Origin of the sequence: Streptomyces sp. NPDC051907, from assembly GCF_040681075.1 — a bacterium.
Taxonomy (GTDB): domain Bacteria; phylum Actinomycetota; class Actinomycetes; order Streptomycetales; family Streptomycetaceae; genus Streptomyces.
Map to the genome: position 1 here is coordinate 53,773 of NZ_JBFAYB010000039.1, position 16,577 is coordinate 70,349.

Consider the following 16,577-nt stretch of genomic DNA (forward strand, 5'->3'; position numbering starts at 1 on the left):
CGTCCCGTAAATCCCGTAAACGACTGATAACGATCGATATCAACGGTGACGATACGGACAAAGCGGGCTGCTGGCGCGTCGGACCGCACGCCGGGCTTGCACCTCACGCGACGTGAGGACCCAGGCTGAGACGCGTACCGAGACAGACGAAGGAGCGGAAGGCCATGAGCTACTCCGTGGGACAGGTCGCCGGTGTCGCCGGAGTGACGGTGCGCGCGCTGCACCACTACGACGAGATCGGACTGCTCTCCCCGAGCGGCCGCAGCCACGCGGGCCACCGGCGCTACGACGACGGCGACCTGGACCGGCTGCAGCAGATCCTGTTCTACCGGGAGCTGGGCTTCCCCCTCGACGAGGTGGCCGCACTCCTCGACGACCCGGACGCGGACCCGCAGGAGCATCTGCGCAGACAGCACGACCTGCTGACCGACCGGATCGCGAGGCTGAAGGAGATGGCCGCGGCCGTCGAGCAAGCGATGGAGGCGAAGAAGATGGGCATCAACCTCACGCCCGAGGAGAAGTTCGAGGTCTTCGGGGACCACGACCCGGAGCAGTACGACCAGGAGGTGGAGCAGCGCTGGGGCGACACCGAGGCGTACGCGGAGTCGCAGCGCCGGACGGCCTCGTACACCAAGGAGGACTGGCTCCGGATCAAACGCGAACAGGAGCAGTGGGGCGAGCGCCTGAAGGCGCTGATGGACTCCGGCGCGCCGGCGGACGGCGAGGCGGCGATGGGCCTGGCGGAGGAGGCGCGGCAGCTGATCTGCGGTTCCTACTACGACTGTTCGTACGAGATGCACGCGTGTCTGGCGGAGATGTACGTCACGGACGACCGCTTCCGCCAGTTCTACGAGGACATCCACCCGGGGATGGCGGAGTACCTCCACACGGCGATCCTGGCGAACACGGCGCGGAACGCGTAGCGGGGCGGGGCGGGGCGGGGGGCTCCGGGGCGGCCAGGATCTGCGGCTGGCCGACGGGGGACGGGGCGGCGGGGGACTGGCCGGCGGGGGACCGGGCGGCCCCCCGTCCCGCCTCTGGGGGCGTGGGGGCGCCCGGCCCTCATGCGTCCCCGGCCGCCGCCCCCGGCCCGTCAGGCGCGCGCCCGACGCTCAGCTCGACGCCGGCGTGAGGACCACCGCCGTGCCGTACGCGCAGACCTCCGTGCCCACGTCCGCCGCCTCCGACACATCGAAGCGGAACATCAGCACCCCGTTCGCTCCCCGGGCCTTGGCCTGTTCCACCAGGCGCTCCATGGCCTGGTTGCGCGTCTCGACCAGCGTCTTCGTCAGGCCCTTCAGCTCGCCGCCGATCATCGACTTCAGACCCGCGCCGATCTGGCTGCCCAGATGCCGGGAGCGCACCGTGAGGCCGAAGACCTCGCCGAGCACCCGCTCCACCCGGAATCCGGGCACATCGTTCGTGGTGACGACCAGTACGTCCGCGCCGGCTCCCTGTCCGCCGCCGTAATCGTCGATGCCCATCAGCGTCCACCTTCCGTAGCGCTCGCAGAGGCTCTTGCAGAGGCTTCCTGACGCACAGCTTTGTCCCAGACCGAGCACAGTGCATCCTGGGCGGGCCGATGGAACGCGGAGCAGTCCCGATGCGTTGATAGCTTTGGGCCGCCGACCATGCCGATCTAGAAGATCGGCTGAACCATCGCCCGACCTATCGACTCAGGAGTCCGGACCTCGTGACTACCCTTGCGCTCGGACCGAGCTGGCTGGACCCGGACTATCTGATCGGAACCTTCGGGCTGATCGGCGTCCTGGCCATCGTCTTCGCCGAGTCCGGCCTGCTCATCGGCTTCTTCCTGCCGGGCGACTCGCTGCTGTTCACCACGGGTCTGCTGGTGACCACGGGCAAGCTGGACGACCTTCCGCTCTGGGCGGTGTGCACGCTGATCGTGCTCGCGGCGGTCATCGGCGACCAGGTCGGCTACCTCTTCGGCCGCAAGGTGGGGCCCGCGCTCTTCAAGCGCCCCGACTCCAAGCTCTTCAAGCAGGAGAACGTGGAGAAGGCCCACGACTTCTTCGAGAAGTACGGCCCCAAGTCGCTGGTCCTGGCCCGCTTCGTGCCCATCGTGCGCACGTTCACGCCGATCATCGCGGGCGTCAGCCGCATGAACTACCGCTCGTTCATCACGTACAACATCATCGGCGGCACGCTCTGGGGCGCGGGGGTCACACTGCTGGGCGCGGCGCTCGGCAAGGTCGATTTCGTGCACAAGCACATCGAGGCGATCCTGATCCTGATCGTGCTGATCTCGGTGCTCCCGATCGCGATCGAAATCCTGCGGGCACGTTCGAAGGGCAAGAAGGAGGCCGCAGACCCCGGCCCTTCCCCGGACGTCCCCCCGGCCCAACGCGGCCGCCACGCGAAGCGCTGAGCGCGAGCGGGGGCGTGAGGCCGATCCCGAGCCCGAGCCCTGGCGGTCGCTGAGGGCCCGGGGCGCGCCACGACCCGCCGCTGGGCTCCGCCCGCTGTCGGGGGCCGAGGAGACCGCCCGCCGGGCACGACCCGCGGCTGGGCGTCGGGAGCCGCAGAGACCGCCCATCGGGCACGGCCTGCGGCCGGGCCCTGCCCGGCGTCGGGACCCCGAGGAGGCCGCCCGCCGGGCGTGGACCCGTGGCCGGGCCCGCCCGGCGTCGGGAGGCCGAAGCGAGACCGCCCGCCGTGCGGCGGGCGCGAAGACCGCCCCCGCCGTGCCGGGCGCGAAGACCGTTCCCCCGCGCCCCCCGCCCCCTCCTCAGAAGCCCCTCGTCCGCTTCGCCGCGCGGCGGGCCGCGCCGTCGCCGGGGACGCGGAGGACCAGGCGGGAGATCTCGCCTCCCAGGTTCACGCCGATCGCGATCGCCAGTGCCAGGGCCGCCGCCTTGGAGAGCGAGGCCAGGCCCGCGTTGAGGTCGTTCCTCGCGATCTCCAGCAGGCCGAAGTAGGTCGCGCTACCCGGCAGCAGCGGACCGATCGCGGCCGTGACGTACGGCAGCGCGGACGCGAACCGGTAGCGCGAGAGCAGCTGGCCGAACAGGCCCACCAGGCCCGCCGCCGCCGCCGTCGCCGCGACCGGCGAGATGCGGGCCGTGTCGGCCATCGCCCCGTACGCCACCCACGCCACACCGCCGTTGAGCGTCACCAGCAGCACCGTGTTGCGCTCCTGTTGGAGCAGCACCGCGAAGCAGAGCGACAGGGCCATCGCCGCCAGCGTCTGGATCACCGGCCGGTCGACGCTGTGGATCGCGGTCTCCGGGTTGAGCCCCGCGCCGAGCGCCAGGCCCAGGTAGAGCACCATCAGCACGCCCATGACGATGCCGACGACCAGATAGCCGACCTCCAGGAGGCGGGCCGCCGCGGTGATGTAGAAGCCGGTCAGGCCGTCCTGCACGCCGGCCACCAGGGCGCGCCCGGGGATCAGCGCGAAGAGCCCACCGGTGATCACCGCGGAGGCCCGTACGTCCAGCGGCGTCAGCGTCAGCGCCACTCCCATCGCCGCCGACGGCATCGCCGCCGTCACGAACTGGTAGAACTCCGGCAGCCCGCGGCCCGCGCAGAGCCAGGCCAGCCGGTCGCCGAGCATCGCGCTGACCGCGGCCGCGAGGAACACCAGCAGATCGCCGCCGACGAGCGTGGAGGCCGCGCCCGCCAGCAGGCCGCTGGCCAGGGTGAGCGCCCAGCCGGGGTATGGGTGGCGGTTTCGGCGGATCTCCGCCAGCCGCCGGTAGGCCTCCTCCAGGGACACCTCGTGCTCGTCCGAGCTGATGTCGTGGACCAGCCGGTAGACGGCCGCCAGCCGGGTGTAGTCGGTGCCCCGGCGGCGTACGGTCCGGTTCGCCGTGACCGGGTCGTCGACCAGCGACGGCTGGTAGGTGATCGACAGCAGGGTGAAGGTGACCGTGGGCTCGCAGCGGTCGAGGCCGTACGAGTGGGAGATCGCGAACATCGCGGCCTCCACGTCCTCCGCGCCCTCGCCGCCCGCGAGCAGCAGCTCGCCGATACGGAGCGTCAGGTCGAGCACGCGCGGCACCGCGGGCCCGGCCTCGTCCTGCTTCTGCGTGATCTCCGGGACGGGCCGCTCGCCCACCGGCATCCGCAGCATCGCCCGCATCCGGTCCTGCCACGGCCCGTCCTTGGTCAGCCGGATCACGGGGACGCCCTGCGCGGGCGTGAAGGCGGGCGGCGAGTGCCGGGCGCTGTACGTGCGGGGCGGGGCGAACGCGGACCCCTCGGGCTCCGCCGGCGGCTCGGGGGTCAGCCCCTGCGGAATCGCGAACTCCGAGGACGGGTGGTCCTCCTCCGGCGCTTCCGGCTGTCCCACCCCGGCAGGCGGGGCGAAGGCGCTGTGCGCCTCGTCGGACTGGGGCTTCCGGTCTTCCGGACTCTCCCGCTCCGCCACCACTTAGGTGTCCTCATTCCCTCTAGCGTCGCCGTGTCAGCCCAGTATGGGCACGGGTACGCGTTCCCTCGCACGGCGAGGACGAACGTCCGGCTGTGACCTGCTGCGATGCCACCGCGCCCAGGCGCCCAGGCGCCCGGCCCGGTCGAAGCCGCGTCCAGGTACCCGGTCCCGGTCGCAGCCGCGCCCCCGCGCCCGGACGCGGCCGAGCGCTCCGCCGCTGCCGCCGCCCGAGCGACGCCCCCGCGCCGGTGCCCGGACGCACCGCGGGCGGCGCACCCCGAAGGATGCGCCGCCCGCGTGAGCAGCTCAGCGGCCCCAGCAGCGCGTCAGTGCGCGCCGCCCTGCGCCTCAAGGCGCTTGTAGGAGGCCTCGATCTCGGCCTCCGCCTCGGTGCGGCCGACCCAGTTCGCGCCCTCGACCGACTTGCCCGGCTCCAGGTCCTTGTAGACCTCGAAGAAGTGCTGGATCTCCAGGCGGTCGAACTCGGACACGTGGTGGATGTCGCGCAGGTGCTCGACGCGCGGGTCGGAGGCCGGCACGCACAGCAGCTTGTCGTCGCCGCCCGCCTCGTCGGTCATCCGGAACATGCCGATCGCGCGGCACTTGATGAGGCATCCGGGGAAAGTCGGCTCGTCGAGGATGACCAGCGCGTCCAGCGGGTCGCCGTCCTCGCCGAGGGTGTTCTCGACGAAGCCGTAGTCGGCCGGGTAGCTGGTCGAGGTGAAGAGTCGACGGTCAAGGCGGATCCGACCGGTCTCGTGGTCCACCTCGTACTTGTTCCGCGAACCCTTCGGGATCTCGATGGTGACGTCGAACTCCACGGGTGGCTCCTCCATGATCAACACATAGGTCTGGTGGTTAAGTGTCCCTCACGCATGTGTGTGATCGCGAAAGGGGCTGGTGCGAGGTGCCGGAGGTCAGGACATGGCAGCTCGCCGCGGGCTCGGCCGCGGTCGGCCTCGCCCTCGCTGCCGGGGCGGTGGCCGCGGCTGGTCCATGGGACTCGGGTCAGCGTAAGGCCGAGAAGGAGCGTGCGGTCGCCCACAGCCGTGCGGGTGGCGCACATCACCAGCCGTCCGCCCCCAAGGGGCCCGCGCCCGCCCCCAGCGCCCCGTCGGTGCTGGCCGCCGTGGGCGCCGCGCCCGCCGGCGACGGCGTCGACTCGAAGGCCGCCCCCGCCGACCTCAGCCGCCGCCTCGGGCCGCTCCTGGAGGACTCCGGCCTCGGCCGCCTCCGCGCCGCCAGCGTCGTCGACGTGGCGACGGGCGCGCAGTTGTACGGGAAGGAGGCCGACGCCCCCATGGTCCCGGCCTCCACCGTCAAGATCGCCACCTCGGTCGCGGCCCTGACGGCGCTCGGCCCGGACCACCGCATCCCGACGTCCGTCGTCGCCGCGGAGGACGGCGAGAGCCTCACCCTGGTCGGCGGCGGCGACCCCACCCTCGACAAGGCGCGTCTGGCCGAGCTCGCCGACCGCACGGCCGCCGCCCTGCGCGACCGCGGGAGCCGCGTGGTGCGCCTGACGTACGACGCCTCGCTCTACAAGGGCCCCGCCCGTCACCCCATCGGCCCCAACGACAACATCGCCCCCGTCAGCGCCCTGATGGTGAACCAGGGTCGGATCGACGGCTCGACCAGCGGGCCGGCCCGGCGCAGCGACGACCCGGCCAAGGACGCCGCGGGCGTCTTCGCGCAGCTGCTGGCCGAGCGGGGCGTCGCGGCGAAGGACGCGCCCGCCCCCGGCCGCGCCGCCGCCGGGTCCGAGCCCGTCGCCGAGGTCCTCTCGCCGCCGCTGTCCGACCTGGTCGAGCGGAGCCTGACGACCAGCGACAACGACATCGCCGAGGCCCTCGCCCGCCACACGGCCCTCGCGACGGACGAGACCGCCGACTTCACGGGCGCCGGGAAGGCCGTGACGAGGCGACTGGCCGCCCTGAAGCTGCCGTTGAAGGGGGCGCGGTTCGCCGACGGCAGCGGGCTGAACCGCGCGGACCGCGTCTCCGCGGGCCTGCTGACCGGGCTGCTGGCGCGCGCCGCCGACCCGGCCCGCCCCGAACTGCGGCCGGTCCTGACGGGCCTGCCGGTGGCGGGCTTCAGCGGCACTCTGCAGAACCGTTCCCCCAAGACCGCGCCCGGCACCGGACCCGTCCGCGCCAAGACCGGCACCCTCAGCGGCGTCAACACGCTGGCCGGGACGGTCGTGACGCCGGACGGACGCCTCCTCGCCTTCGCCTTCCTCGCCGGCGACACCGCCGCGCCGGGCGCCGCGCAGGAGGCCCTCGACCGGCTGGCGGCGGCCCTCGCGTCCTGACGCAGCCCCCCAGGGGTGCGTACGGGACGAACCCGGGCGGTCTCAACACCTCACCGCTCCCGGATCGGACAACGTACGGTTGACGCATGACGAGCATCGGTGGTGCCGAGATGGTCGACTGGAACCTCGCGGTGGCGACCGCGACCCGCTTCGTGCGGCCGGGGCCCGAAGTGAGCCGAGACGAGGCGCGCGCCGTCGTCGCCGAGCTGCGGCGGCACGCCAAGGCCTCCGAAGAGCATGTGCGGGCCTTCACCCGGATGATTCCGCAGGGCTCCGAGCCCCACGACACCCCCGTCCTGGTCGTGGACCGGGCCGGCTGGGTCAAGGCGAACGTCGCGGGCTTCCGCGAACTGCTCAAGCCCCTGCTGGAGAAGATGCAGGAGCGCCGCTCGGGCAGCCCCGGCGGCGCGATGCTCGGCGCGGTCGGCGGCAAGGTCACCGGCGTGGAGCTGGGCATGCTGCTGTCGTTCCTGGCCTCGCGGGTCCTCGGGCAGTACGAGACCTTCGCCCCGGCCGCCCGCGACCTGCCCGCGGGCGTCCCGCCCGGCACGGGCAACGGCGGCGGACGGCTGCTGCTGGTCGCCCCGAACATCGTCCACGTCGAGCGCGAACTCGAGGTCGACCCGCACGACTTCAGGCTCTGGGTCTGCCTGCACGAGGAGACCCACCGCACCCAGTTCACCGGCGTGCCCTGGCTCAAGGACCACATCGAGGGCGAGATCCAGTCATTCCTCGGCGAGACCGAGGTCGACCCGATGACCGTCCTGGAGCGCTTCCGGGAGGCCGCCCAGTCGCTCGCCGGGGCGCGCCCGGAGGGCGAGGAGGACGAGGGCGGCCGCTCCATCGTGGAGCTGGTGCAGACCCCCGCGCAGCGGGAGATCCTCGGCCGGCTGACCGCGGTGATGTCCCTGCTCGAAGGTCACGCGGACTTCGTGATGGACGGGGTGGGGCCCGACGTCGTCCCCTCGGTCGCCGAGATCCGGGAGAAGTTCCAGCAGCGCAGGGCGCGCGGCGCGAGCCGGCTGGACCAGGCGCTGCGCAAGCTGCTCGGGCTGGACGCCAAGCTGCGGCAGTACCGCGACGGCGAGCGCTTCGTACGAGCCGTGGTGGAGGAGGTCGGAATGGACGGATTCAATCGGGTATGGACGTCTCCGAACACGCTCCCGACCAAGGCGGAGATCGCCAAACCCGCCGACTGGGTCGCGAGGGTGCACCGTAAAGCAGAGTCGTGAGCCGGGGTCGGCCGACGGCAGGAGAACGCCCCCGTAATCACCCATCCGAGGGACCGTAGGCGATGGGTAGGCGTGCAATGCTCGGGGAACGGCTCGGTTCTGTCACCATCGACGCACTCTGAGTGACTGAATGTCTGAGTGACTCAATGACCGAAGTGACCGATCCTCCGTTCCGACTCCGACTGAGGCACCCCCCAACTTTTCACGAAGGGCACCGGACATGGGTCCCCATCCTGCGGTCGCGGCGATACGCCTGGCGGTCCGCCGCGTACTCCACGACGTCATCACCGAACACTCCGAACGCCACGCGCGCTCCGTGAGCCACGCGGCCCCCGCGCGCGCCGCGGCGGCCGGGTCCGGCGCGGTCATCCCCGCCGCGACGCATCCCCGACACTCCGCCGGCCGCCCCGCCGGCCTCGCCCGCCCCCCGCACCCCGCCTCCGCGGACCAGCAGCCCCTCGACGCCTTCGGCGACGCGCCGGCGCCGCTGGTCCTCGTGGCGTGCTCCGGCGGCGCCGACTCCATGGCGCTCGCCTCCGCCCTCGCCTTCGAGGCCCGCAAGCTCTCCGTCCGGGCCGGCGGCATCACCGTCGACCACGGCCTCCAGGACGGCTCCGACCTCCGCGCCGCCGAGGTCGCCGCCCGCCTCACGGCCCTGCACCTCGACCCCGTCGAGGCCATCGCCGTACGCGTCGGCCGCGACGGCGGACCCGAGGCCGCCGCCCGCGACGCGCGCTACGCCGCCCTCGACGACGCCGCCGAACGCCACGGCGCGGCCGCCGTGCTGCTCGGCCACACCCGCGACGACCAGGCCGAGACCGTGCTGCTCGGCCTCGCCCGCGGCTCCGGGATCCGCTCGCTGTCCGGAATGGCGGCCGTCTCGGGGGCGGCCGGCCGCTACCGCCGCCCCTTCCTCCAGCTCGACCGGCAGACCGCCCGCAAGGCCTGCATGGTCCAGTCGCTGCCCGTCTGGGACGACCCGCACAACGCCGACCCCGCCTACACCCGCTCACGGCTGCGCCACGAGGGCCTGCCCGCCCTGGAGAAGGCCCTCGGAAAGGGCGTCGTCGAGGCCCTGGCCCGGACCGCACAGCTCTCCCGCGACGACGCGGACGCCCTGGACACCTGGGCCGCCGACGTGGACGCGACCGTGCGCGACGACGCCGGCGAGCTCGAGTGCGCCAAGCTCTACTCCCTGCCGCCCGCCGTCCGCCGCAGGGTGCTGCGCCGGGCCGTCATCAACGCCGGCTCGCCCGCCGGCTCGCTCTTCGCCCGGCACGTCGAGGAAGTCGACCGCCTGATCACCAGCTGGCGCGGTCAGGGCGCCATCAATCTGCCCGGCCGGGTCGAGGCGCGTCGGCAGGGTGGCAGACTGGTCATTCGGCAAGGCTGACGCAGCTGCAGCGCAAGCGCAACGAAAGTGACCCGGGTGAACGAGAAGGACATGGGCACCGACCTTCAGTCGGTGCTCATCACCAAGGAAGAGATCGACGCGAAGCTGGCCGAGCTGGCCGCCAAGATCGATGCGGAGTACGCGGACAAGGACCTGCTCATCGTCGGAGTCCTCAAGGGCGCCGTGATGGTGATGGCGGACCTGGCGCGCGCCCTGTCCACCCCCGTCACGATGGACTGGATGGCGGTGTCGTCGTACGGCGCGGGCACCCAGTCCTCGGGCGTCGTGCGGATCCTCAAGGACCTCGACACCGACATCAAGGGCAAGCACGTCCTGATCGTCGAGGACATCATCGACTCGGGCCTCACGCTCTCCTGGCTGCTGTCGAACCTCGGCTCGCGCGAGCCGGCGTCCCTCGAGGTCTGCACCCTGCTGCGTAAGCCGGATGCCGCAAAGGTCGCGATCGACGTGAAGTGGATCGGCTTCGACATCCCGAACGAGTTCGTCGTCGGCTACGGCCTCGACTACGCGGAGAAGTACCGCAACCTGCCGTTCGTGGGCACGCTCGCACCGCACGTCTACGGCGGCTGACCCCGCCGGGAACCAGAACCCCCCTCCCGCCGTTGAAGCATGGGAGGGCGGGTTTGTCAGCGGTACCGTGCGGTCTCTGCGCCGATGCTGGGGTACCGTCCGAAGAACAGTCTTTTCTCACACAGCAGCATTTACCTACGGGCAGGAGGGACGGGGCGTACTCGCTCCGTATGGATGGACGTGAAGCGATACTTCCGTGGGCCGGTCATGTGGATCGTGCTGGCCGTCCTCGCCGTGGTCGTGTTGATGCAGGTCGTCGGCTCGTCCGGCGGCTACAAGACGGTGGACACCGGCGAGGTCGTCCAGGCGATCGACAAGAACCAGGTCGACCAGGTCAAGCTGACCACCGGCGACGAGCAGATCATCAAGGCCGACCTGAAGGACGGCCAGAAGGTCAAGGGCAGCGACAAGATCCAGGCCAGCTACATCGGCACCCAGGGCGCCGATCTGGCTGAGAAGCTGCAGCAGAAGTACGAGGCCGGCGACATCGAGAAGGGCTACACCGTCTCGCCGTCGAAGCAGAGCCCGTTCGTGTCGGTGCTGCTCTCGCTGCTGCCCTTCGTCCTGATCGTCGTGGTCTTCCTCTTCCTGATGAACCAGATGCAGGGCGGCGGCTCCCGAGTCATGAACTTCGGGAAGTCCAAGGCCAAGCTGATCACCAAGGACACCCCCAAGACGACCTTCGCCGACGTGGCGGGGTCCGACGAGGCTGTCGAGGAGCTCCACGAGATCAAGGAGTTCCTGCAGGAGCCGGCGAAGTTCCAGGCCGTCGGCGCCAAGATCCCCAAGGGCGTGCTGCTCTACGGCCCGCCCGGCACGGGCAAGACGCTTCTCGCTCGCGCCGTCGCGGGCGAGGCCGGCGTCCCCTTCTACTCGATCTCCGGCTCCGACTTCGTCGAGATGTTCGTGGGCGTCGGCGCGTCCCGAGTGCGCGACCTCTTCGAGCAGGCCAAGGCGAACGCCCCGGCGATCGTCTTCGTCGACGAGATCGACGCCGTCGGCCGGCACCGCGGCGCGGGCCTCGGCGGCGGCCACGACGAGCGCGAGCAGACGCTGAACCAGCTGCTCGTCGAGATGGACGGCTTCGACGTGAAGGGCGGCGTCATCCTGATCGCCGCCACCAACCGGCCCGACATCCTCGACCCGGCGCTGCTGCGTCCGGGCCGCTTCGACCGGCAGATCGCCGTCGACCGTCCTGACATGCAGGGCCGTCTGGAGATCCTCAAGGTCCACCAGAAGGGCAAGCCGGTCGCCCCGGACGTCGACCTTGGCGCCGTCGCCCGGCGTACGCCCGGCTTCACCGGCGCGGACCTGTCGAACGTGCTGAACGAAGCGGCGCTCCTGACGGCGCGCAGCGACAAGAAGCTCATCGACAACCACTCGCTGGACGAGGCGATCGACCGTGTGGTCGCGGGCCCGCAGAAGCGGACCCGGATCATGTCGGACAAGGAGAAGAAGATCACCGCGTACCACGAGGGCGGCCACGCCCTGGTCGCGGCGGCCTCGCCGAACTCCGACCCGGTCCACAAGATCACGATCCTGTCCCGGGGCCGTGCGCTGGGCTACACCATGGTCCTGCCGGACGAGGACAAGTACTCCACGACGCGCAACGAGATGCTCGACCAGCTGGCGTACATGCTGGGCGGGCGCGCGGCCGAGGAGCTCGTCTTCCACGACCCGACCACGGGTGCGGCGAACGACATCGAGAAGGCCACGGCCACCGCTCGCGCGATGGTCACGCAGTACGGCATGACCGAGCGTCTCGGCGCGATCAAGTTCGGCGGCGACAACACCGAGCCCTTCCTGGGCCGGGAGATGGCGCACCAGCGCGACTACTCGGAAGAGGTCGCCGCGCTCGTCGACGAAGAGGTCAAGAAGCTCATCGAGACCGCTCACAACGAGGCCTGGGAGATCCTCGTCGAGAACCGGGACGTTCTCGACGCCCTGGTCCTGGAGCTCCTCGAGAAGGAGACGCTCAGCAAGGAGCAGATCGCCGAGGTCTTCGCTCCGATCGTGAAGCGTCCGGCCCGTCCGGCGTGGACCGGCTCCACCCGGCGTACGCCCTCCACGCGTCCGCCGGTCCTCTCGCCGAAGGAGCTCGCGCTGACCAACGGCGCGGCCGGCGCGGTCGGCGCCAACGGCGCGGTGCCGACGGACGCCGCTCCGGCCATCGAGGCGGTCCCGGAGGAGCGTCCGGAGAGCTGACCCGGCCTTGGGCCCCATGTGCCTCATAGGTCACACAGGCCCGGAATGGATGCCGCGTCCCCCAGGTTTTAGCCTGGGGGACGCGGCATTCCCGTATGTCCGCAAGGTAAGCAAGGGAACGAGGCACAGATGACCGACCCGGTGACGCTGGACGGCGAGGGCACGATCGGCGAGTTCGACGAGAAGCGGGCCGAGAACGCCGTGCGCGAGCTCCTCATCGCGGTCGGGGAGGACCCGGACCGCGAAGGTCTGCGGGAGACGCCGGCCCGGGTGGCGCGCGCGTACCGGGAGATCTTCGGCGGTCTGTGGCAGAAGCCGGAGGAGGTCCTGACGACGACGTTCGACCTCGGGCACGACGAGATGGTCCTGGTGAAGGACATCGAGGTGATGAGCTCCTGCGAGCACCACCTGGTGCCGTTCCACGGCGTGGCGCACGTGGGCTACATCCCCTCGACGGACGGCAAGATCACCGGCCTGTCGAAGCTGGCCCGCCTGGTCGACGTGTTCGCCCGCCGCCCCCAGGTGCAGGAGCGCCTGACCACGCAGATCGCGGACTCGCTGATGGACATCCTGGAGCCGCGGGGCGTGATCGTGGTGGTGGAGTGCGAGCACATGTGCATGACGATGCGCGGTGTGCGGAAGCCGGGCGCGAAGACGATAACGTCCGCCGTCCGCGGCCAACTGCGCCACGCGGCGACGCGGAACGAGGCGATGAGCCTGATCATGGCGCGCTGAGGACGGCTGGGTTGAGGGCGGGGGAGGGACGCCTGGTCTGGGCGTCGGCCCCGGACACCCCGCACGGTGTTCCGGCCAATCTTGTCCTGCTCGCCACCGCCGCGATTCCCGCCGCAGATCACAGGCGTGCGGAGAACCCGGACGCGGGCCCGCGACCGACGGCGCCGAGCAGAGGGGGCGCCTGCGGCGCGGAGGTCCCGAGCAGCCGCAGCCTCGCCTGCCGCAGCGCGCAAGCAGCGCCGGCTACACCCAGGTCCTCACCTCGCCGGTCCGCCGCGCCCGAGGCGCGTGGCCCCAGGCAGTGCCCGTCTCTCGCCGGCCGGCCGGCCCGAGCGCGCGCGGGTCGTCCGCTACGCGCGCGCCTTGCCGCGAGGCGGGCACGGGCGGCCTGGTGGGCGGGACTTCAGCCGGGGCGGACCGTACGTCTTCCGTAGGGTCCTCGCATCGCCGGGCGGGCGCCCCTGCGCTTACGGCGCGGGGCCAGGGGCAGTGCCCGGCCATCGTGGAGTGGGTCATCGCCCGGCGGGCGCGCTTGCGCCTGAGGCGTGTGGGCCCGCGGCCGGTCACCGCCGGCTCGGTGCCAGGAGCGCGACGCTCGGGCCTGGGTCCGGGGAGTGACCGCCCCCCGCCCGCTACGCCCGTGCCTTGCCGCTGGGTGGGCCCTCGTCCTCGTCTTCGGGGAGTTTGCAGACTCGTTCCAGGAAGAACGCCGCCGCGATCACGCCGAAGCCCGCCACCACGGAGAACCCCGCGTAGATCGCCTGGTCCCGGCGGGCCGGGATGTCCAGGGAGGCCAGCAGGAATACGCCCGTGCCGCCGTACATTCCGCTCACCAGCGCCGCCACCAGCGCGCTCGCCTGGCCGAAGACCACCGCGCGCGCCGCCATCAGCGGCTCGACGCCCTTCGCTCCCGGGCGGCGTTCGCGCTGGGCGCGCAGGCGGGCGCGGAGCGAGAGGGCCGTCGCGGTGAGGACGACCGCGATCACCGCCAGAACGATCGGCGCGGCCAAGGGCACGCTCGGCAGCGTGCCGATCGAGTCCCAGAGCCGCGCGCCGCCCCAGGAGAGCACCCCGGCCGCGACGAAGAGACCGGCGAGCACCCCGAGCCGTAGTTGCTTCACCCGCGTGTGTCCTTCGTGTTCGTCGTCGTAGGCATCTCGCAGAGCCTAACGACTACTCAGGCAGCCGAAGTTCCAGGTCCGCGCGCGCCTGCACGCCGCCCAGGCCCATTTCGGCCAGCAGCCCGGCCACCGCGCCATGGCCCGGCAGCTGCGCCTGGGGATCCACGTCGTGCCACGGCGCGAGCACGAAGGCGCGCTGGTGGGCGCGGGGGTGGGGGAGCGTGAGGGTCGGGTCGTCGGAGACCACGTCCGCGTACGCCACGATGTCGACGTCGATCGTGCGCGGCCCCCAGCGCTCCTCGCGGACGCGCTCGAAGGCCTCCTCGATGGCGTGGCCGCGCTCCAGCAGGGAGGACGGCGGAAGGGTGGTCTTGATGACGACCACCGCGTTGAAGTACGAGGGCTGGGAGTCGGGGTCCACGCCCCACGGCTCCGTCTCGTACACCGGCGAGACCGCCTTGACCCGCAGGCCGGGCGTGTCCTCCAGCGCGTCGATCGCGCCCTGGAGCGTCTCGAGGCGGTTGCCGAGGTTGGAGCCGAGAGAGATCACGGCCTGTTTCGGGTTGGACAGAGTGACGTCCGCCGCGTCGACCTGCTCCACCACGGAGGCGGGCACCGGCTGCACGGTCGGGTCGCTCTGCGTCCCGTTGGAGGAGAACACGGTCATACTCGGCTCCGGGTGATCGTGATGGTCACGTCGTCGAAGGGCACCGTGATCGGTGCGTCGGGCTTGTGGACGACCACCTCGACCGCCTCCACGCCGTCGTGCTTGAGGCACTGCTGGGCAATCCGCTCCGCCAGGGTCTCGATGAGATCGACGGGCTCGCCCTCGACGACGGCGACGACCTCCTCCGCCACCACGCCGTAGTGGACGGTCTTGGTCAGGTCGTCGGCCGCGGCCGCGGGGCGGGTGTCGAGGCTGAGCACCAGGTCGACGATGAAGGTCTGGCCCTCTGCGCGCTCCTTGGGGAAGACGCCATGGTGCCCGCGGGCCTTGAGGCCGCGCAGCGCGACACGATCCACGCGAATCACTCCTGCTGTCGTAGGTCTTGCGGGCACCCGGCCGCGTGCGGGCGGCGTGTGTCCATCTTCGAATCTACCTGCGAGCACTGACAGCGCCTGCCCACGGGGGCTATGGACAGGGCCCCGTGAGGCTGGTAGCCGCCCCTACCCGGGGGCGGCCGTGTCCAACCTCACGAGACCCGCATACCCACTATTGGGCGGTGTCCTCGTCGTCTTCCTCGTCGCTGTCCGCCAGTACGGGCGATCCATGGTGCGACCAGATCTTCCAGCCGTCGGATGTGCGGCGGAACACATTGGTGGCGACCACCAGCTGCCCGACGAGCGGCCCGAGCTCCCCGCCGTCCTCGGCGGGGCCGCCGCTGAGGATGTTCTCGGTGCAGGTCACCAGCGCCGTGTCGCCGGCGAGGCTCACCTTGACGTCGGTGAGGAAGAACTGGATGTACTCGGTGTTGGCCATGATCAGGGCGTACGAGCGGAGCACCTCGCCGCGCCCCGTGAGGACCGGCCAGCCCGGGTGGACGCAGGAGATCTCGTCGTCCAGCCAGAGCTTGGACAGCTCCTCGAAGTCGCCGCGCTCCATGGTCTCGTAGAACGTGGTGTTGGCCGCTTCCACCCGCTCCACGTCGGTGCGGCTCACCGCGCTCCCTCGACGGCGCGCGCGACCCGGACGGCGTCGGCGGTGGCGCGCACCTCGTGGACGCGGACGGCCCAGGCGCCCTCGTGGGCCGCGATGGCGGAGACGGCCGCGGTGGCCGCGTCCCGCTCGCGGGCGGGCGGCGCGGCGCCCTCCTTGGCGAGCACGTGCCCGAGGAACCGCTTGCGGGACGCCGCGACGAGCAGCGGGCGGCCCAGGGCCCTCAGATCCGCCAGATGGGCGACCAGCGCGAGGTCGTGCTCGGCCTGCTTGGCGAAGCCGAGGCCCGGGTCGAGGAGGATCCGCTCCGGCGGGATGCCTCCGGCGACGACGGCGTCCATGCGCTCGCGCAGCTCGGCGACGACTTCGCCGACGACGTCCGCGTAGACGGCGCGGCTGTTCATGTCCTGGCTGAAGCCCCGCCAGTGCATGACGACGAAGGGGACTCCGGCCGCGGCGACCGCCGAGACCATCCGGGGGTCGGCGAGGCCGCCGCTGACGTCGTTGACCAGCACCGCGCCTGCGGCGACGGCCTGCTCGGCGACGCTGGCGCGCATCGTGTCGACGGAGACGGTGACGCCCTCCGAGGCGAGACCGCGCACGACGGGGATCACACGGCGCAGCTCCTCGTCCTCGTCGACCCGGCTGGCGCCGGGCCTGGTGGACTCGCCGCCCACGTCGACGAGGTCGGCGCCCTCGGCGACGAGGCCGAGGCCCCGCTTGACGGCGGCGGTGGTGTCGAACCAGCGGCCCCCGTCGGAGAAGGAGTCGGGAGTGACATTGACGACTCCCATGACCGCACAGCGATCCCACTCGGGCAGGCCAAGGGCGGTGCCACGTGCGCGCAACGTACTCATGGACCCAGCCTAGGCCCGGTGGCGGGGCGCGCGGCGACGCGGTGCGGGCGGGGCAGGGTTACGCCCCGCCACGATTGCC

General features: G+C 71.8%; 16 protein-coding genes. 8 read left to right on the top strand and 8 right to left on the bottom strand.

Going from position 1 to position 16,577, the window contains the following annotated elements:
* Window positions 1-164 precede the first annotated feature (164 nt).
* Window positions 165-923 carry a MerR family transcriptional regulator gene (locus AB0M39_RS21185; RefSeq protein WP_365366524.1) on the top strand — a complete coding sequence of 253 codons (759 nt, stop codon included), beginning with the start codon at window positions 165-167 and terminating at the stop codon, window positions 921-923.
* 189 nt (window positions 924-1,112) lie between these two features.
* Here AB0M39_RS21185 and AB0M39_RS21190 read toward each other — a convergent pair whose 3' ends face one another.
* On the bottom strand, window positions 1,113-1,484 hold the full coding sequence (locus AB0M39_RS21190; RefSeq protein WP_365366526.1) for a YbjQ family protein: 372 nt from the start codon (window positions 1,482-1,484) through the stop codon (window positions 1,113-1,115).
* A 209-nt stretch (window positions 1,485-1,693) separates the two neighbouring features.
* Between AB0M39_RS21190 and AB0M39_RS21195 the strand changes: the two genes are divergently transcribed.
* Complete coding sequence (locus tag AB0M39_RS21195; RefSeq protein ID WP_365366528.1) at window positions 1,694-2,389, top strand: DedA family protein; 696 nt, start codon at window positions 1,694-1,696, stop codon at window positions 2,387-2,389.
* 360 nt (window positions 2,390-2,749) lie between these two features.
* On the opposite strand, the gene AB0M39_RS21200 is transcribed toward AB0M39_RS21195, so the two are convergent.
* Window positions 2,750-4,396: a threonine/serine exporter family protein gene (locus tag AB0M39_RS21200; protein ID WP_365366530.1), complete on the bottom strand. Its 1,647-nt coding sequence runs from the start codon at window positions 4,394-4,396 to the stop codon at window positions 2,750-2,752.
* Between the two features lie 326 nt (window positions 4,397-4,722).
* A complete protein-coding gene (locus AB0M39_RS21205) occupies window positions 4,723-5,217 on the bottom strand; it encodes an inorganic diphosphatase (protein ID WP_108151010.1) in 495 nt (164 codons plus the stop codon).
* A gap of 86 nt (window positions 5,218-5,303) precedes the next feature.
* On the opposite strand from AB0M39_RS21205, the gene dacB reads away from it, so the two are divergent.
* The 6 genes from dacB (at window position 5,304) to folE (ending at window position 12,863) form a co-directional block, all read left to right on the top strand.
* The gene (gene dacB, locus AB0M39_RS21210) at window positions 5,304-6,707 is read left to right on the top strand and encodes a D-alanyl-D-alanine carboxypeptidase/D-alanyl-D-alanine-endopeptidase (RefSeq protein ID WP_365366532.1); all 1,404 of its coding nucleotides are present in this window, start codon (window positions 5,304-5,306) and stop codon (window positions 6,705-6,707) included.
* An 86-nt stretch (window positions 6,708-6,793) separates the two neighbouring features.
* A complete protein-coding gene (locus AB0M39_RS21215) occupies window positions 6,794-7,939 on the top strand; it encodes a zinc-dependent metalloprotease (RefSeq protein WP_365366534.1) in 1,146 nt (381 codons plus the stop codon).
* A gap of 220 nt (window positions 7,940-8,159) precedes the next feature.
* Window positions 8,160-9,332, top strand: coding sequence for a tRNA lysidine(34) synthetase TilS (gene tilS / locus AB0M39_RS21220; RefSeq protein WP_365366536.1), 1,173 nt, complete (start codon window positions 8,160-8,162; stop codon window positions 9,330-9,332).
* 51 nt (window positions 9,333-9,383) lie between these two features.
* Window positions 9,384-9,923: a hypoxanthine phosphoribosyltransferase gene (gene hpt, locus AB0M39_RS21225; RefSeq protein ID WP_365366553.1), complete on the top strand. Its 540-nt coding sequence runs from the start codon at window positions 9,384-9,386 to the stop codon at window positions 9,921-9,923.
* Between the two features lie 174 nt (window positions 9,924-10,097).
* Complete coding sequence (ftsH, locus tag AB0M39_RS21230; RefSeq protein WP_365366538.1) at window positions 10,098-12,128, top strand: ATP-dependent zinc metalloprotease FtsH; 2,031 nt, start codon at window positions 10,098-10,100, stop codon at window positions 12,126-12,128.
* Between the two features lie 129 nt (window positions 12,129-12,257).
* Complete coding sequence (gene folE, locus AB0M39_RS21235) at window positions 12,258-12,863, top strand: GTP cyclohydrolase I FolE (RefSeq protein WP_365366540.1); 606 nt, start codon at window positions 12,258-12,260, stop codon at window positions 12,861-12,863.
* Window positions 12,864-13,495: 632 nt separating this feature from the next.
* Here folE and AB0M39_RS21240 read toward each other — a convergent pair.
* From AB0M39_RS21240 to folP, 5 genes are all read right to left on the bottom strand, one after another.
* The gene (locus AB0M39_RS21240; RefSeq protein ID WP_365366542.1) at window positions 13,496-13,984 is read right to left on the bottom strand and encodes a DUF3180 domain-containing protein; all 489 of its coding nucleotides are present in this window, start codon (window positions 13,982-13,984) and stop codon (window positions 13,496-13,498) included.
* A gap of 52 nt (window positions 13,985-14,036) precedes the next feature.
* Window positions 14,037-14,651 carry a 2-amino-4-hydroxy-6-hydroxymethyldihydropteridine diphosphokinase gene (gene folK / locus AB0M39_RS21245; RefSeq protein WP_365366544.1) on the bottom strand — a complete coding sequence of 205 codons (615 nt, stop codon included), beginning with the start codon at window positions 14,649-14,651 and terminating at the stop codon, window positions 14,037-14,039.
* On the bottom strand, window positions 14,648-15,007 hold the full coding sequence (gene folB / locus AB0M39_RS21250; protein WP_365366546.1) for a dihydroneopterin aldolase: 360 nt from the start codon (window positions 15,005-15,007) through the stop codon (window positions 14,648-14,650). Before folB ends, folK begins: the two co-directional genes overlap by 4 nt.
* Window positions 15,008-15,197: 190 nt before the next feature.
* Window positions 15,198-15,644: a nuclear transport factor 2 family protein gene (locus tag AB0M39_RS21255; RefSeq protein WP_365366548.1), complete on the bottom strand. Its 447-nt coding sequence runs from the start codon at window positions 15,642-15,644 to the stop codon at window positions 15,198-15,200.
* Window positions 15,641-16,498 carry a dihydropteroate synthase gene (gene folP / locus AB0M39_RS21260; RefSeq protein WP_365366550.1) on the bottom strand — a complete coding sequence of 286 codons (858 nt, stop codon included), beginning with the start codon at window positions 16,496-16,498 and terminating at the stop codon, window positions 15,641-15,643. The genes AB0M39_RS21255 and folP overlap by 4 nt, the downstream gene beginning before the upstream one ends.
* Window positions 16,499-16,577 lie beyond the last annotated feature (79 nt).

Bases quoted from the DNA above. Each gene is read 5' to 3' on its own strand.
- folE (WP_365366540.1), top strand. From the start codon at position 12,258: ATGACCGACCCGGTGACGCTGGACGGCGAGGGCACGATCGGCGAGTTC.
- folK (WP_365366544.1), bottom strand. From the start codon at position 14,651: ATGACCGTGTTCTCCTCCAACGGGACGCAGAGCGACCCGACCGTGCAG.
- hpt (WP_365366553.1), top strand. From the start codon at position 9,384: ATGGGCACCGACCTTCAGTCGGTGCTCATCACCAAGGAAGAGATCGAC.
- AB0M39_RS21185 (WP_365366524.1), top strand. From the start codon at position 165: ATGAGCTACTCCGTGGGACAGGTCGCCGGTGTCGCCGGAGTGACGGTG.
- folP (WP_365366550.1), bottom strand. From the start codon at position 16,498: ATGAGTACGTTGCGCGCACGTGGCACCGCCCTTGGCCTGCCCGAGTGG.
- AB0M39_RS21215 (WP_365366534.1), top strand. From the start codon at position 6,794: ATGACGAGCATCGGTGGTGCCGAGATGGTCGACTGGAACCTCGCGGTG.
- AB0M39_RS21190 (WP_365366526.1), bottom strand. From the start codon at position 1,484: ATGGGCATCGACGATTACGGCGGCGGACAGGGAGCCGGCGCGGACGTA.
- ftsH (WP_365366538.1), top strand. From the start codon at position 10,098: ATGGACGTGAAGCGATACTTCCGTGGGCCGGTCATGTGGATCGTGCTG.
- tilS (WP_365366536.1), top strand. From the start codon at position 8,160: ATGGGTCCCCATCCTGCGGTCGCGGCGATACGCCTGGCGGTCCGCCGC.